16 protein-coding genes are annotated in these 15879 nt (G+C 63.6%); 7 read left to right on the top strand and 9 right to left on the bottom strand.

All coding sequences use genetic code 11. The features are described 5' to 3' along the window. Positions 1–42: 42 nt before the first annotated feature. Positions 43–537 (bottom strand): hotdog family protein, encoded by a 495-nt coding sequence (locus GIW02_RS10560; RefSeq protein WP_236417827.1) that lies wholly within the window; start codon positions 535–537, stop codon positions 43–45. A 121-nt stretch (positions 538–658) separates the two neighbouring features. Between GIW02_RS10560 and GIW02_RS10555 the strand changes: the two genes are divergently transcribed. Then, the gene (locus tag GIW02_RS10555; RefSeq protein WP_236417828.1) at positions 659–1213 is read left to right on the top strand and encodes a YceI family protein; all 555 of its coding nucleotides are present in this window, start codon (positions 659–661) and stop codon (positions 1211–1213) included. On the opposite strand, the gene GIW02_RS10550 is transcribed toward GIW02_RS10555, so the two are convergent. After that, positions 1210–2100 (bottom strand): DMT family transporter, encoded by an 891-nt coding sequence (locus GIW02_RS10550; protein WP_236421857.1) that lies wholly within the window; start codon positions 2098–2100, stop codon positions 1210–1212. The two genes, GIW02_RS10555 and GIW02_RS10550, sit on opposite strands and share 4 nt — an antisense overlap. Positions 2101–2189: 89 nt before the next feature. On the opposite strand from GIW02_RS10550, the gene GIW02_RS10545 reads away from it, so the two are divergent. Beyond that, a complete protein-coding gene (locus GIW02_RS10545) occupies positions 2190–3515 on the top strand; it encodes an aminotransferase-like domain-containing protein (RefSeq protein ID WP_236417830.1) in 1326 nt (441 codons plus the stop codon). A gap of 10 nt (positions 3516–3525) precedes the next feature. Here the strand turns inward: GIW02_RS10545 and GIW02_RS10540 are convergent, their stop codons facing one another. Then, a complete protein-coding gene (locus GIW02_RS10540; RefSeq protein ID WP_236417832.1) occupies positions 3526–3957 on the bottom strand; it encodes a nuclear transport factor 2 family protein in 432 nt (143 codons plus the stop codon). A 217-nt stretch (positions 3958–4174) separates the two neighbouring features. Between GIW02_RS10540 and GIW02_RS10535 the strand changes: the two genes are divergently transcribed. Continuing rightward, on the top strand, positions 4175–5269 hold the full coding sequence (locus GIW02_RS10535; RefSeq protein ID WP_236417834.1) for an SMP-30/gluconolactonase/LRE family protein: 1095 nt from the start codon (positions 4175–4177) through the stop codon (positions 5267–5269). A 74-nt stretch (positions 5270–5343) separates the two neighbouring features. On the opposite strand, the gene GIW02_RS10530 is transcribed toward GIW02_RS10535, so the two are convergent. After that, entirely contained in the window at positions 5344–5511 is a 168-nt protein-coding gene (locus tag GIW02_RS10530; protein WP_236417836.1) for a hypothetical protein, read from the bottom strand. A gap of 29 nt (positions 5512–5540) precedes the next feature. Here GIW02_RS10530 and GIW02_RS10525 point away from each other — a divergent pair, with 29 nt between their 5' ends. Next, entirely contained in the window at positions 5541–6275 is a 735-nt protein-coding gene (locus GIW02_RS10525; RefSeq protein ID WP_236417838.1) for a CPBP family intramembrane glutamic endopeptidase, read from the top strand. A gap of 1 nt (position 6276) precedes the next feature. Here the strand turns inward: GIW02_RS10525 and GIW02_RS10520 are convergent, their stop codons facing one another. Continuing rightward, positions 6277–7962 (bottom strand): amidase, encoded by a 1686-nt coding sequence (locus GIW02_RS10520; RefSeq protein ID WP_236417839.1) that lies wholly within the window; start codon positions 7960–7962, stop codon positions 6277–6279. A gap of 54 nt (positions 7963–8016) precedes the next feature. After that, the gene (locus tag GIW02_RS10515; RefSeq protein ID WP_236417840.1) at positions 8017–8805 is read right to left on the bottom strand and encodes an MmyB family transcriptional regulator; all 789 of its coding nucleotides are present in this window, start codon (positions 8803–8805) and stop codon (positions 8017–8019) included. A gap of 84 nt (positions 8806–8889) precedes the next feature. Between GIW02_RS10515 and GIW02_RS10510 the strand changes: the two genes are divergently transcribed. Both GIW02_RS10510 and GIW02_RS10505 read left to right on the top strand, forming a co-directional pair. Then, entirely contained in the window at positions 8890–9195 is a 306-nt protein-coding gene (locus tag GIW02_RS10510) for a DUF2834 domain-containing protein (RefSeq protein WP_236417845.1), read from the top strand. Next, on the top strand, positions 9188–9610 hold the full coding sequence (locus GIW02_RS10505) for an MAPEG family protein (RefSeq protein WP_236417847.1): 423 nt from the start codon (positions 9188–9190) through the stop codon (positions 9608–9610). Before GIW02_RS10510 ends, GIW02_RS10505 begins: the two co-directional genes overlap by 8 nt. A gap of 227 nt (positions 9611–9837) precedes the next feature. Here GIW02_RS10505 and GIW02_RS10500 read toward each other — a convergent pair whose 3' ends face one another. Beyond that, complete coding sequence (locus GIW02_RS10500) at positions 9838–11004, bottom strand: GGDEF domain-containing protein (RefSeq protein WP_236417849.1); 1167 nt, start codon at positions 11002–11004, stop codon at positions 9838–9840. Positions 11005–11114: 110 nt separating this feature from the next. Next, entirely contained in the window at positions 11115–12326 is a 1212-nt protein-coding gene (locus GIW02_RS10495; protein ID WP_236421856.1) for an MFS transporter, read from the bottom strand. A 96-nt stretch (positions 12327–12422) separates the two neighbouring features. On the opposite strand from GIW02_RS10495, the gene GIW02_RS10490 reads away from it, so the two are divergent. Beyond that, the gene (locus GIW02_RS10490; protein ID WP_236419383.1) at positions 12423–13244 is read left to right on the top strand and encodes an AraC family transcriptional regulator; all 822 of its coding nucleotides are present in this window, start codon (positions 12423–12425) and stop codon (positions 13242–13244) included. Here GIW02_RS10490 and GIW02_RS10485 read toward each other — a convergent pair. Continuing rightward, positions 13237–15807: an EAL domain-containing protein gene (locus tag GIW02_RS10485; protein ID WP_236419385.1), complete on the bottom strand. Its 2571-nt coding sequence runs from the start codon at positions 15805–15807 to the stop codon at positions 13237–13239. The two genes, GIW02_RS10490 and GIW02_RS10485, sit on opposite strands and share 8 nt — an antisense overlap. Between the last annotated feature and the right edge of the window lie 72 nt (positions 15808–15879).

The raw sequence follows: 15879 nt of genomic DNA, 5'->3' as shown, positions 1-15879 counted from the left end.
GTGCAATCCTCGATTAGCGGTGGCAGACAATGTAGACCAGGTTCAACCTTTACGGCCATGGGCGGCGGCGGCCAATTGGCCGGTATCCACGCGCACGAACACCGAATCGCCGATTGCCGTGAGCACATCACCGGCGTACACCTCGCAGACCACACGGCTTTTGCGTGCCACCTCGCCTTCGACCCGAGCGCGCAAGGTCAGCGGCACGCCCATGGGAGTGGGCTTGATGAAGGAGATGCCGAGTTTGCCGGTCACGCAGTCGATGCGCGGCAGGCTGCCGGGGGCGCGCTGTTCGGCGCGGTAGTGGTAGGCCATGGCGGTCCAGTTGGAGTGGCAGTCCACCAGCATGGCGATCAGGCCACCATAGACCAGGTCGGGCCAGCCGCTGTACTGGGCGTCGGGCACGTGCTCGGCGACCACGTGCACGCCGTCTGCGTGCCAACGGCTCTTGATATGCAGGCCGTGGGGGTTGCTGCTGCCGCAGCCATAGCAGATGCCTTCCGGCGCGGTGCTGTCCTGCAGTGACGGGGAATCCATGGAGCGTCCTTATTGGTCTGGGCGACTACTCTATGTAGCAGGGCGTGCGCCGGATGCAAATACATCCGTGGTAGGTAACGTCAGTTGGGTGCGTGGGCCCTGTCCTCTTTTGGAGCGTTGCATGAATCCTCTTATTTACCTGGCGGTCCTTCTGGGTTTTTGCAGCTTCGCCCAGGCGGCGGAGTACAGCGACGTCAACCGTACAGCCAGCCACATCAGCTTTACCTACACACAGTTGGGCCAGCGCGTGTACGGCACCTTCAGTGATTTCGAGGGCAGCCTGAGGTTTGACACGCAAAAACCCGAGGCCGGGCATGCGTTGCTGACGATCCGGCTGGCGAGCATCGATGCCGGCAGCCCGGATGCAAACGACGAACTGCAACGCGCTTCCTGGTTCGATACGGCGACCTATCCGGTGGGGGTGTATGAGTCCACCGGCGTCACGGCCCTGGGCGATAACCGCTACAGGATCAGCGGCCACCTGACGATCAAGGGCACCACGCGCCCCGTGGCGGTCGACGTGCTGCTCAAGGAGCAAGGCGGCATCGGCGTGTTCGACGGTGAGTTCATCCTCAAACGCGGCGACTTCAAGATTGGCGAGGGCGAGTGGGCCGGCAACAGCGTGGTGTCCAATGACATCAACATCAAGTTCAAGATGGTCGCGCCACAGCGCTAGCGAGCACATTGCTTCGCGCCGGCCACGCAGCCGATCACCGCGACCGTCACCAGCAGCATGCCCAGGCTGACCTGTTCATGCAGCAGGCCTGCGGCCAGCGCCAGGCCGAAAAACGGTTGCAGCAACTGCAACTGGCCGACCGCAGCGATGCCGCCCTGGGCCAACCCGCGGTACCAGAACACAAAACCAATCAACATGCTGAACAGCGCCACATAACCCAGGCTCAACCAGGCCGGCAGGCTGATGCCGCTCAAGCTTGCTGGCGCCAGCAGCAGGCTCAGCGGCGCCACCACCGGCAACGCGATCACCAGCGCCCAGCAGATCACCTGCCAGCCGCCAAGGCTGCGCGACAGCGTGGCGCCCTCGGCATAACCCAGGCCGCACACCAGCACCGCCAGCAGCATCAGCAGGTCGCCGGCCGGAGCGGCGCTCAAACCCTGGGCGAGGGCATAGCCCATCACCAGCGCGCTGCCCAAAATCGAAAACAGCCAGAACACCCGACGCGGGCGCTCGCCGCCCCGCCATACGCCGAACACCGCCGTGGCCAATGGCAGCAGGCCGATGAACACGATGGAGTGCGCAGACGTCACGTATTGCAAAGCCAGCGCGGTGAGCAGCGGAAAGCCGATCACCACGCCCAACGCGACGATCGCCAAGGGGAACCATTGGTTGCGCGCGGGGCGTTGTTGCTTGAGCAGCCACAACAGCAACACCGCCAGCACGGCAGCGATGGTCGCGCGAAGCACGGTCAGGAACACCGGGTCGAACTCCATCACTGCCAAGCGTGTAGCCGGCAACGAACCGCTGAAAATCACCACGCCGATAAAGCCATTGATCCAGCCTTGGGTGGTGTTGGCCGGCGTGTTGAGGGAGGCTGTCCGTTGCATGGTGGCGTGCTCGAAAAGAAGGGGTTGCGAGCGAGCCATCCTAGGCGTGAGCATTAAGACAATCAAAAAATTGTCATGGATACATCTTGATGGCGCGCGCTCGCTATAAATCATGGGTTGATCACTTCGCTGAGGCTATCCGCTCGGGCCGCCTGGCGCCCGGTACGCGCCTGCCGACTCATCGGCAATTGGCCGCCGAGCATGGGCTGGCGCTGGTCACCGCCAGTCGGGTGTACAGCGAGTTGGAGGCCATGGGCCTGGTCAGCGGGGAGACCGGCCGTGGCACCTTCGTGCGTGAAATCTCGCTGCCGCCGGGGCAGGGCAGTGGGCAGATGAACGTGGCGGCGGGCATGCGCGACCTGAATTTCAATTACCCCTCATTGCCCGGCCAGGCGGACCTGCTGCGCACCGCGCTACGCCAGTTGGCGTTATCCGGCGACCTGGAAGCCTTGCTGCGTTACCAGCCGCATGCCGGCCGTGCCCACGAGCGTGCGGTCATGGCGCGGCACCTGCTGAGCCGCGGGCTGACGGTCGCAGCCGAGCAGGTGCTGCTGGTCAGCGGCGCCCAGCATGGGTTGGCGGTAACCCTGATGGCGCTGCTCAAACCCGGGGATGTGATCGCCGTGGACGCGCTGACCTATTCAGGCTTCAAAGTAGTGGCCGACACGTTGCACCTGGAAATGCTCGCGATACCCGTGACCCCGGACGGCCCCGACCTGGAGGCGCTACGCAGCCTGTGCGGCAAGCGCCCGGTGCGCGCGGTGTACTGCATGCCGACCCTGCATAACCCGCTGGGCTGGGTGATGGGCAGGGCGCAGCGTGAGCAGCTGGTGGCCATCGCCCGGCACCACAACCTGATGATCATTGAGGACGCGGCCTACGCGTTTCTGGCCGAAGACGCGCCACCGCCCGTCGCGACAATGGCGCCGGAACGCACGGTGTATGTCGGTGGGCTTTCCAAAAGCGTGGCCACCGGTTTGCGCGTGGGATTTATCGCCGCGCCGTTGGCGTGGGTGAAGGCGCTGGAGCGCAGCATCATGGCCACCACCTGGAGCGTGCCAGGGGTGATGAGTGCAATGGCGGTCGCGTGGATCGAAGACGGTACGGTGGCGCAACTGGAGGCACAAAAGCGTGCGGATGCGCAGGCCAGACAGGCACTGGCGGCGCAGGTGCTGCACGGGCTGGCGGTGATCAGCCATCCTTCGTCGTACTTTCTGTGGTTGCCCCTGGCCGAAGACGTAAGGGCAGATCAAGTTGCGATGGCCTTGCAGCGCGAAGGCATTTCGGTGTCCACCGCCGAGCCGTTTGCCGTCTCGGCCCATGTGCCGCACGCGTTACGGCTGGCCTTGGGCTCGGTGGCGATGGACGCCCTGCGCGAGGCGTTGCTCAAGGTGCGCAGGGCGGTGGCGTGGTAAGCGCTGCGGATCAGTATTTGTAAGCCTGACGGCCGATCAGCAACCACTTGCCTTGCTGTTTCTGCCAGACCTGGAAGTTGTCGATATCGGTCGGCACTTCGACGCCACTGTTCACGGCCAGCGCGTGGAAGTGGTTGCGCACCAGGGCGGTATCGCCTTGCAGGGTGATGGTCTGGTTTTGCATTTCGAGGGTCTTGAACGCGCTTTTGCGGGTTTCCAGGTCGGCGATGAATTGCGCCTTGTCCTGCACCTTGCCGCTGGAGTGGCCGTAGGTGAGTTTGTCGCTGGTCAACGCGTGAAGCTGTTTGAGGTCCAGGTGCAGCATGGCTTGGGTCAGTTGGTCGACGGCCTGGGCCACGTCCTTTTCAGCAGGGGCGGGCGCCGCTGCGACATAGCCAGTGAACAGGCACAGAAAACCGATCAGGAGTTTGATTTTTTGCATGGGTGTTTCCTTATTGTTGTGGGGGGCTACGCAACACGTTACCGATTGTGTCGTCGTACAACATGCAATATTTCACGGGTGTTTGGGAAGTTAATTTTCCAGTATCTGTCTGTGATCGCTCATCTGCTGGGCTTTGTGGATGATTCCATCTTGTACGATGTCCCATCACAGGTTAAAAATGCGCTCCCGTCTAACAATAAAATAACGGAGACACACCATGGACACTTCGCCTTTGCCGACCCCGCCCAACCACGGCCGTCGCGTCTTTCTCAAGCGCTCGCTGGCGGTTTCCGCCTCCGTGGCAGTGCTGGGTAACCTGCCCCGGTTGGCTGCCGCGGCCGAACCGTTGAGCCAGCGCTACCCAGACCCTCTGGTCAAGGTGCTCGACGACAGTTTCCTCGAGTTGCGCCTGTTCAACGCCAGCGTCGAACGGCTCGCCACCGGCTTGCGCTGGGCCGAAGGGCCGGTGTGGATCGGCGATGGCCGCTACCTGCTGCTCAGTGATATTCCGAATAACCGCATCGTGCGCTGGGACGAGGTGACCGATAGCCTGTCGGTGTACCGGGAGCACTCGAACTTCTCCAACGGCATGTGCCGTGACCGTCAGGGCCGCCTGCTGGTGTGCGAAGGCTCGACAACCTCCAGCGAGGGTCGGCGCGTCACCCGCACCGAGCACAACGGCAGCATCACGGTGCTGGCGGACAGCTTCGAGGGCAAACCTTTCAATTCACCCAACGATATCGTGTGCAAGCGCGACGGTTCGGTGTGGTTCAGCGACCCGCCGTTCCAGACCGGCAACAATTACGAGGGCCATAAGGTCGCCCCGACGCAGCCCCACGGTGTCTACCGTATCGATGCAGAGAGCGGCAAGGTCACACGGGTGATCGATGACCTCAACGGGCCCAATGGCCTGTGCTTCTCGCCTGACGAAAAGACCCTGTACGTGGTCGAAGGGCGGGCCAAGCCCAACCGGCTGATCTGGGCCATCGACGTCAAGGACGACGGCACCCTCGGCGCACGCCGCAAGCACATCGAAGGCCTGGAGTACGCCGCGCTGGATGGCATCAAGTGCGACGAAAGCGGCAACCTCTGGTGTGGCTGGGGTGGCAATGGTGACCCCAAGGCCGACCTGGAAAAACTCGACGGCGTGCGCGTATTCAACCCTCAGGGCAAGGCGATCGGGCATATTTCGCTGCCGGAACGCTGCCCCAATCTGTGTTTTGGCGGCAAGGAAGGCAACCGCCTGTTCATGGCGGGCAGCCATTCAATCTATTCGCTGTTCGTGAATACCCGAGACGCCAGTTTCGGCTGACACACGGCTTAAAAAAACCACTGTCGGCGCCCGTTGGCCTGGGCGGACAGTGGATGCTGCGTGCCCCTGAGGTATCAGAGAAGCACCGCATGACTGCGGATGAAAAATACCAGCTCGTCCAACAGCGCCTCGGCTACCGGTCGGAGGCGCTTCACGAGATTCCAGGCTGCGCCGGCGTGCATACGCACACGTCGGCGGGGGGTGATGCCGTTGCCGAAATCGGCGGCGGTGGAGATCGACATGATCGCCGTTGCCCACCCTTGAGCCCGCGATGATCAGCCAGGGTGTGGCAATGTTGACCGAGTACGGCACTTATCTGGCGCCGGGCCTGCTGCTGTTCGGCCTGTGGTTCGCGCTCACGCCCAAGGCGCTGACTGCCCTGCGCATCCTGATCCTGCTGGCGGCGTTTGTGCTGATGCGCGATGCGATGACGCCGCTCGGCCTGTGGGCGCTGAGTGACGCGGTGAGCATCACCTTCACTGCCAATTCGTTTGTGCTTGCTGTGTTGGGCGGCCTGTCATTGCTGATGATTGCCTTGCTGGCGCGCGTGGCGCCGCAGTTGTGGCAACTGGTGGTGTGGAGCAAAGGGCATCGCGCGGTCGGGCTGATGGCCGGGCTTGCGCTGGGGTGTTTGATCGGCGTGCCGCTACGGCTTTACCAAGGGATTGAGACGCACGCGATTCCCGGCTATTGGGCATGGCTGCCGGGCATGGTGGTGTTGGCCTACGGCGCCAATGCGCTGGAAGAAGTATTGTTTCGCGGATTTTTACAAGGGTATCTGGAACAACAGGTGACGCCGTTGCGCGCCGCCGTGCTCAGCGGCGTGGCGTTTGCCGCCTGCCATGCGTTCCTGGCACTGAGCGTGACCCGCCTGGGTTGGCCGGTGTTGCTGTTTACCCTGATTGAGGGCCTGGCCTGCGCGCTGGTGCGTATGCGTTACGGCGTGTGGCCGGCGACGCTGACCCATGGCACGGCGATCCTGTTGATCGCCGTGCCGATGGGGTGAGTTACAGCGCGGGTGTGCGCGGCGGAATCAGGCGTTTGCTGCCCGTCGCCTCGTACGCCGCCGCCAAGCGCAGCAGCGCCGAGTCGTCATAGGCGCGACCGGCGAAGGTCAGCCCGACCGGCATGCCGATATCCGCCATCACGCCCATCGGCACGGTCACGGTGGGCACGCCCAGGTGGCGGATGGCGAGGTTGCCGTTGGCCACCCAGACGCCATTGCTCCAAGCGATATCGGCGCTGGCTTCGTTCACGTCGGCATCCGCCGGGCCCACGTCCGCCACGGTCGGGAACAGCACTGCGTCGAGCCCCAGCGTATCCATCCAGTCTTCCAGGTCAAGCCGGCGCGTTTGCTCCAGGCCACGCAGGCCGTCGGGCAGGCTGGCGATCTCATTCCACGGCGTGATGCCGCGTTCAGCCATGCGCACGTATTCGTCCATGCCGGCGGCCAGGTCGTCTTCGCGGTTGGGCAGGGTGCCGGGGTCGTGGGGAAAGATCTTGGGTCCGTCGACATCTGCCAGGCGGTTCAGCGCCGGGTCGTTGTTGGCCCGCAGGAAGTCATCGAAGGCCCAGGCCGACAGCTCCCACAGCTCATCGTGGAGAAATTCCTTGGACACCAGGCCACGGGTAAACACGGTGGGTGCGCCAGGGCGGTCGCCTTCGCAGTTGGACACCAGCGGGAAATCCACTTCTATCACTTGGGCCCCAGCGGCTTCCAAGGCCTGGCGTGCGGCTTGCCACAGGTCGATGACGCTGGCGCGGGTGTTGATTTTCTGCCCGGTCGGCCCGCCGATGCCGGGTTTCTCGCTGGTGCCGGCCTCGGGGTCGGCGTTGATGTACATGCGCGGCACGCCAAAGCGCTTGCCTGCCAGTGATTCGGCTGTCGCAGCCAGCTCTGCATAGGCCGCGGGGCGCACCGAGGCGACGCTCGGGATCGGCACCCAAGGCTGCAGGCGCCACAGGTCGCCACGGGTGTCCGGGTCGTCGGCCACTACCACGTCGAGCACTTCGAGCAGGTCGGCCATGGTGCGGGCATAAGGCACCACGACGTCCATGGTCGGGGTCAGCGGCCAGTTGCCACGCACCGAAATCACCCCACGGGACGGGGTGTAGGCGCACAGGCCGTTGTTGGACGCCGGGCCGCGCCCGCTGGACCAGGTTTCTTCGGCCAGGCCGAAGGCGGCAAAGCTCGCGGCGGTCGCAGTGCCGGCACCGTTGGACGAGCCGGAGGCAAACGGCGCGGTCAGGTAATCGGCGTTATACGGGCTTTCGGCACGGCCATACACGCCGCGCTGCATGCCGCCGTTGGCCATCGGCGGCATGTTGGTCTTGCCCAGGCAGATCGCGCCACCGGCGCGCAGGCGCTCGATGGTGAAGGCGTCGCGATGGGCAATCAGGTCGGCGAAGGCAGGGCTGCCGGAGGCGGCGGTCAGGCCTTTGACCAGGTAACTGTCTTTGGCGGTATAGGGAATGCCATCCAATGGCCCCAAGGTTTCGCCCCTGGCCCGGCGCGCGTCGGACGCGGCGGCTTCTTCAAGGGCCTGGGGGTTGCGCACCACCACGGCGTTAAGTTCGTCGTTGTAGGCATCGATCCGCGCCAGGTACGCCTGAACCAGTTCTACGGCAGTGGTCTGGCCGGTTTCAAGCGCAGCGCGCAGTTGCGCAATGGAGACTTCGGTAACTTGCATCACGTTTTTTTCGCCGCCTTCACGTGGGGGTATGGCGGCAGTCTACGTACAGATATTTCACAAAACCAGTGCGGCATGGTCGGCATAGGCGCCGCGCATGACCTGCCAGGTGGCGTCGTCGGCGGGAATCAGATGCTCGATACGCAGCGAGGCCAGGGTGATGTCCTGAGGCATGCCAAAGGTGGTGAAGGTCGACAGAAAGTTCAGCTCGCCCTGGGTAGAGCGGATGCGGGTCAGCACCAGGGGCGGCAGCTGTTCCGGCATTTCGTTGCTGCTGGGTGCTGGCAGGCTCGCCAGTAACGTCGCCAGCTGCGGGTTGTCGAGCGCCTCGCGGGTGGCGCGCTGCCAGGCCAGGGTGCGGATCTCGTCGGCGTTGATCAGGTGGTCACCCAGGCCGCCGGGTTGCAGCAGGGTGGTCAGCAGGTTCACGCCTTGGGCGGCATCCGGGTGGATGCCCACCAGCGCAAACAACACGCCGGTGCTGGCATTGGCAGCCAGCACTTGCCACTGGCTGTCCAGCAGGATCGCCGGGGCCGGGTTGTTGGCGTGCAGCACATGGCTGACCGCCTCGCGAATGGCGGCCATCGTCGGCGAGGCGAACGGGGTGGCGGGGTAGCGGGGCGCGAAGCCGGCGGCGAGGAACACCTGGTTGCATTGGTCCAGCGGCACTTGCAGCGCCGTCAGCAGATTATGCAAGGTGCCGGGGCTTGGCAGGGCGCGGCCGGTTTCCAGGCAGCTGAGGTGGCGCTGGGAAACCCCCGTGATCAGGGCCAGGTCGAGCTGGCTCAGCTTGGCCTGTCGGCGCAATTGGCGCAGGCGTGCGCCGGCGGTAGCAGGGTTGTCCATGACGTGTTCATGACCTCCGAGGTCATTGCGAGGGCGGCAACCTTATCACTAGGGTGGGGCCTCAATCACTTCAAGGATGACACCATGCACACACCCTTTCTGGCCCTGGCCGCGCTGTTGGGCTTTTCGCTGTACACCCTGTTCACGATGCTCACGGCCGAGCAGTCGCTGCTGGCCTTTGGGCGGGAATTGATGTCGCGCCCGGACACGGCGCAGGTGGTGATTGACCTGTATTTGCTGGCCGCATTGGCGTGCGTGTGGATGTACCGCGATGCACGGCGGCGTGGGCGCACGGTGGTGGCGGTGCTGCCGTATTTTCTGCTGACGGCGGTGTTCGTATCGGTGGGGCCGTTGTTGTACATCGTCGTGAATGGGTGGCGGGATGAGTAATTTATTGCAGGTCTACGCGCTGTGCGTGCTGGTGCTGTGCGTGAAGATGTTGGGCGTTTCCTGCTATCAAGGATTCTTCCGTATGCGCGGGCGGGCGTTCGTCAATCCTGAAGACGCGGCTTGGTTGAATAGCACTGCACACGCAGTCGAGTTGCCACAGGTGGAGCGAGCGGCCAAGGCATGGAGCAATGACCTGGAGAATATACCGCTGTTTTTTGTGTTGGGCGGGCTGTGCGTCGTGCTGGAGACGTCCGCCATGGCCACCGTCTGGTTGTTTGGCGGTTTTACCCTGGCTCGGATTACGCACACGGTGATGTATCTGGGCAGGTGGCAACCTTGGCGCACGCTGGCGTATGGAGTGGGCATAGTATGCCTGTTCGGGCTGGGAGGGATGGTGGCTTGCAGGTTGGTATAAAGAGGCGCGGCCCCCCCCCATTTGCTGGGCGAATGAGCTTTTTGTGGCGAGCGAGCTTGCTCGCGTTGGGGTGCGCAGCGGCCCCTCTTAAGGCTGCTGAGGTGTGTCCGCCAGAACGCGGCGCCTGGTTTGGGGCCGCTACGCAGCCCAACGCGAGCAAGCTCGCTCGCCACATAGAGCACTTTTGCCACGCAGACCGGGCGCAGCGTGGCGGTCAGTTACGACCTCTAGCTATAGGGCCCGGTGCCGGTACGGTCCACCAGGCGAATGCTGTCGCGCCCGCCGCGCTTGGATTCATACAGCGTGGTGTCACCCTGTTCGATCAGCGCGGCCAGGCTGGCCGGCGGCTGGTCGAACAGGGTGGCGCCGATGCTCAGCGTCACCGGTTGCGGCGTGGCGAACGTCTGCGCGGCGAGTTGCTGGAACTGCTCGCGCAGGCTGCTGCCCAGTTCGACGATCTGTTCCGTCGAGGCCGGGTTCAGCAGGATCACAAACTCATCCCCGCCCAGGCGTGCCGCCAGCGCGCCCCGTGGCACCACGCTGCGGATCATCTCGCTCAAGGCAATCAGCAAACGGTCCCCGGCGGTATGGCCGTAGAGGTCGTTGACGCCCTTGAAGTTGTCGATATCGATCAGCAGCAGGGCGCCGGGTTGCGCCGCTGATACCTGGGCCAGCAAACGCGGGGCGCGCAGGTCCAGGGCACGGCGGTTGTACAGCGCGGTGAGCGGGTCGCGGGCGGCCAGGCGGGCGATCTGCTGTTCGCGTCGGTAGCGTTCCGAGCCGGTCATGGACAGGGCAATCAGCATGATCGCCATGGCGCCTTCGACCAGGGAGATCTGGATGATCTCGCCCTTGAACGCGGCGAGGTCGATCAGGGTGCCCGGCACCAGCACCGACAGCGCCTTGATCACGTAGAACAGCCCGTGGACCAGCAGCACATACCGCAGCTGCACCGCGCCGATGCTCAGCGATTTGCCGTGGGGCCGCAGCAGGAAACTCGCGCGCAGGGTGGGCAACGCCACCAGCAGCGACTGCACCGCCAGCATGGCTTTGGACCAGGGCAGGTCGGTGGGTAACATCAACATGCCGAGCCAGATGGCCAGCATCAGCAGCCACAGCAGGGACAGCCGCGCCTGGGTAAACCGCGCCACACCGAGCAAAAACAGGAAGTGCGCGGTCACCAGCAAGCCATTGGCGAACCAGATGCCGACCACCAGATAGCCATTGATGCGCAGCAGGGCGAGGGTGGAACCGACGGTGATGGTCGCGAAGCCGGCGCTCCAGCACAGCAGCGAGGGTTCGCGCACGCTACGCCATTCCACGGCAAGGTACAGGGCGGCAGCGGCTGCCAGGGCAACGGTAAGTGCCAAAATCGTAGGAGGGTCGAGCGTCATGTCTTGCCGGGTCTGCCTGGTGTGCGTTTAAAAACCGGGATTGTAAGCGCACACGCAGGTTTTTCAGAGCATTCATCGTAATGGCATACAGCCAGCCGATGATCGGCAGTCTAGACGCCTTTGGTCGACGGCAGCAGGATCGTGAGGATGCCCACCAGCGGCAGGAACGAGCAGATCTTATAGACGTAGGCGATGCCGTGGCTGTCGGCGAGCAAGCCAAGCAAGGCGGCGCCGATCCCGCTGAAGCCGAACATCAGGCCGAAGAAGATACCGGCGATCATGCCCACGTTGCCCGGCACCAGTTCCTGGGCAAATACCACGATGGCCGAGAAGGCCGAGGCCAGGATAAAGCCGATGGCGACGCTGAGCACGGCAGTCCAGAACAGGTCGACATAAGGCAACGCCAGGGTGAAGGGCGCGGCGCCGAGGATCGAGAACCAGATGACTTTCTTGCGGCCAATCTTGTCGCCGATCGGGCCGCCAGCGAAGGTGCCGACGGCTACTGCGCCGAGGAACAGGAACAGGTACATCTGCGAACTTGCCACCGACAGCTGGAATTTTTCAATCAGGTAAAACGTGAAGTAGCTGGTGAGGCTGGTCATGTAGAAGTATTTGGAGAACACCAACACCGCCAGCACCACCAAGGCGAATGTCACGCGGCCTTTGGACAAACCGTGGGTGGCCTTGCCGCCTTGCTTGAGCTTGAACAGGTTGAGGTGGTTACGGTACCAGCGGCTCAACCCGTAGAGCACCAGAATGGCGAACACCGCGAACAGGCCGAACCAGGCGATATGGCCCTGGCCGTAGGGAATGATGATCGCCGCCGCCAGCAATGGGCCGAGGGCGCTGCCGGTATTGCCGCCAACCTGGAAGGTCGATTGCGCCAGGCCGTAACGACCGCCGGAGGCCAGGCGCGCGACGCGCGAGGTTTCCGGGTGGAAGGTCGACGAGCCCACGCCGACCAGGCCTGCCGCCAGCAGAATCGCCGGGAAGCTGCCGACAAATGCCAGCATCAGGATGCCGACCAGGGTGCACACCATGCCCGCCGGCAGCAGCCAGGGCTTGGGGTGGCGGTCGGTGTGGTAGCCGATCCACGGCTGCAGCAGCGAGGCGGTCAGCTGGAAGGTCAGGGTAATCAGGCCCACCTGGGTGAACGTCAGCCCGTAGTTGGCCTTGAGCATCGGGTAGATCGATGGCAACACGGCCTGGATCAAGTCGTTGATCAGGTGCGCCAGTGCACAGGCGCCGAGGATGCGCAGCACCAGCGGACTGGCTTGAGGGGTGCTTGACGTTGCGGCGGGTGATGCGGTCAGGGTCGACATGCAGGCATTCCATACAAGGCAGCGAACAGGGGCGGCGAGTACTTGGCCCGCTGCCCATTTCAAATTGTTTCTACGGTTATGCTAAATTCGTCATAAATGCCTGTCTCGCGTAATTCGGGAGGCAACCATCGCAAAAAGGGCGAAATGGTCAAATCACTGGATTTATTTCTGCAGGAGATCGATGAGGGCGAGTGGGCCGTCATCAGTTCAGCCACCGATTACCCGGAAAACTGGCTGATCCCCGACCATAGCCACGAAAAGCACCAACTACTCTACGCCACCGAGGGCGTCATGGTGGTGCACTCTGCGCAGAAGCAATGGACGGTGCCGCCCAATCGCGGCTTCTGGATGCCCTGCGGGCACGTGCACTCGCTGCGTTGCGTGGGGCCGCTGAAGATGCGCAGTGTGTTTGTCCGCCCCGACAGCTTTCCCAACCTGCCCACCGAAACCAAGGCGGTAAGCATCTCGCCGCTGCTGAGTGAGCTGATCAAGGCGTCGGTGAGCCTGAAGCCGCCGTATGCCGAGGATTCGCGCGATGCGCGAATCATGCACCTGATCCTCGACGAACTCGCCCTGTTGCCGGCCTTGCCGTTGTCGCTGCCGCAGCCGGGCGACGCGCGCATCCAGCGGATCTGCCAGGCCTTGCAGGAGGACCCGGGCGATGCCTCCACCGTGGCCGATTGGAGCGAGCGCCTGGCCCTGGACCAGAAAACCATCCAGCGCCTGTTCCGCAAGGAAACCGGCATGACCTTCGGCCAGTGGCGTCAGCAGGCACGGTTGCTGCTGGCGCTGGAGCGCATAGCGGTGGGGGAGAAGATTATTGATGTGGCCCTGGAGCTGGGTTACGACAGCCCGAGTGCGTTTACCAGCATGTTCAAGAAACAGTTTGGCAAGACGCCGAGTCATTTTTTCAGGTAGTGCTGGCGTAAGCGTCAAGCAGCTCGTTGAACGCGCCGAGGTCCAGCGGCCGGCTGAGGAAGTAGCCCTGGCCCTCATCGCAGTCCACCGCCTTGAGCAGCGCCAGGTGCTCGGCGGTTTCGATGCCCTCTGCGGTCACGGTGAGCGCCAGGGCGCGGCCAAGCCCCACGATGGCTTGGATGATGGCCTTGTCGTCGGCGCTTTCCTCCAGGCGGTTCAGAAAGCTCCGGTCTATTTTCAAACCGTCGAACGGGAAGGCGCGCAGGTAGCTCAGGGACGAGTAGCCCGTGCCGAAGTCATCCATGGCGATGCGGATCCCCAGTTGCTTGAGCGTGCGCATCACCTCAAGTGCCACGGCGGCGTCGTCGAGCATGACGCTTTCGGTGATTTCCAGCTCCAGGCGTGCGGGGTCGATGCCCGACGTATCCAGGGCGTGCCGCACGCGCGCCACCAGGTTGCCGCGCTTGAATTCGGTGGGTGACAGGTTGACCGATACAAACAGCCCGTCCGGCCACTGGGCCGCGCACGTACAGGCGGTGTCGAGCACCCAGTCGCTCAGCGACAGGATCAAGCCGGACTCTTCGGCAATCGCAATGAAGGTGTCCGGCGCGATCAGCCCGCGTACCGGATGCTGCCAGCGCACCAGGGCTTCGGCGCCGACCATCTGCCCGTCGGCGATGCGGTAGCGTGGCTGGAAGTGCAGGCGCAACTCGCCGTGCTTGATCGCAAACCGCAGGTCGCTTTCCAGACGCCGCCGCTCGATGATGCGCGCGTTCATTTCGCCGGAGTAAAAACGCCAGGTATTGCGACCGGCAGACTTCGCCTCGTACAACGCGATATCGGCGTAGCGCAGCAATTCGCTGGCTTCGCGGGCGTCATTGGGGGCGATGGCAATGCCGATGCTGGCGCTGATAAAGACCTCTTGTTCGTCGATTTTGATCGCGTGTTCGATGGACTCGATCAAGCGCTTGCAAAGGCTTTCGACTTCGTCCTGGGTGCCTGCATCGTTGAGGATCAGCACAAATTCATCGCCGCCCACGCGGGCAACCAGGTCCCCATGGCGCACGCAGTCGGCGAGGCGGCTGGAGACTTCATTGAGGACCCGATCACCGGCGGCGTGGCCGAGCAAGTCGTTCACCGGTTTGAAGCGGTCAAGGTCCAGGCTGAGCATCACAAGGGGGTGGGTCGAGGTGGGCAGCGCCTTGAGTTTGCCATCCAGAAACGCTTGCAGGCGCGTCCGGTTGGGCAGCCCGGTCAGGGCGTCGTGCTGGGACAGAAATTCGATACGCCGCCGTGATTCGACTTCTTCGGTCACGTCGGTGGCGGTACCGCGAAACCCGCCGCAGGGCATTTCCCGCGCGGACAGGCGTGTGGTTCGCTCCTGCCCCCGGGCATCGGTGTAGCGGCACTGCACGCTGATGTTTGCGCGCCGCTGCGGGCTGCTCATCCATGGCAAAAGGGCGTCGGCCTGGGTCTTGAGCAAGTCGCTCATCGCCGCGCCGATCCAGGCCTGGCGCGCCAGGCCGGTGACGCTTTCGAAGCGCTCCGACAAGTAGGTGAAGTGCCAGCTGGCGTCGATCTCCCAGACCCAATCGGAACTCGCTTCCACCACGTCGCGAAAACGCGCCTCGCTGGTGGCCAGGGCATTCTGGCTGTGTTGCAGTGAGGTGTGGCTGGCATCCAGTGCCAGGGCGGCGGCGGTGCTGCGGCGTAAAATCACCCAGGTCATCAGGCACACCAGCAGTGCCGCCAACCCCAGCAGCGGCAGGCCGACAGCCATCAGTCGCAGGCCGGGGCGCGGCGGCTCCCAATGCAGGCTGCCGGCGGAGCCGTCAGTGCCCAGGGGCAAAACCAAGGTGGTAGCGATGTCATCGGCGGTGGCGACGTGCAGGTTTGCGACGCCGAAATCATCGCCGATGGCCGTCAATTTCTGTGCGTTGAGAATGTCGACGAACACCAGCACTGAGGGTTGTCGACCGTCCGTGACGACCGTGGGGTCGGTGCCCGGGGTGATGGCCGCTGCCGCCACCAGCGCGGGGCTGCCGCGCACGTTGATAAAGGCGGTGACCGGTGTTTCGTCTTCGGCCCCGGCGCGCGCCTGTTCGATGATCTCGGTCAGGGGTTGGTCGAGCCATTGCGTGATGTCGATGCGTTGCAACTCGCCCTTGATCACCGAATACACCGTGCGGTTGTCGTCGTTGACCACGAACAGGCCCTGAAAGCCGAAATCCTGATACAGCGTGGCGCCGACATTGCCACGCTCGTAAGCCCAGCCCGTGTCCACTTTTACGTGCAGGTGCTTGTAGGAGTCGCTCCAGAACGCGTAGTCCTTGACGGTCACGCGCAGTGACTTTTCCAGGGACTGCACGGCTTTACGGGTATAAAACGCGCTTTGGTCCTGCTCGGAGTGGTCCAACTCGTGGGCGAGGTAGACCAGCGAGTACGTCGCCGCGGCAAATACCAGGGCCAGCAAGGCAATGAAATTGAACAGCGACGTACGTGTGAGCGACATGCTGGTGCGGTTGGACAGTTCGCGCACAATCGGAGCGATGGATTTGGGCATTGTTTCCCGCAGGGCGGCGCTGCAAGTCAGGGGTGTACCAGGCTATCGGCCGCCCGGGCTAAATAGTGAGCG

This window comes from Pseudomonas syringae (assembly GCF_021606685.1).
Classification (GTDB): domain Bacteria; phylum Pseudomonadota; class Gammaproteobacteria; order Pseudomonadales; family Pseudomonadaceae; genus Aquipseudomonas; species Aquipseudomonas syringae_R.
The sequence above is the reverse complement of the archived record's forward strand: the minus strand, read 5'-3'. Positions and strand labels throughout refer to the sequence as shown.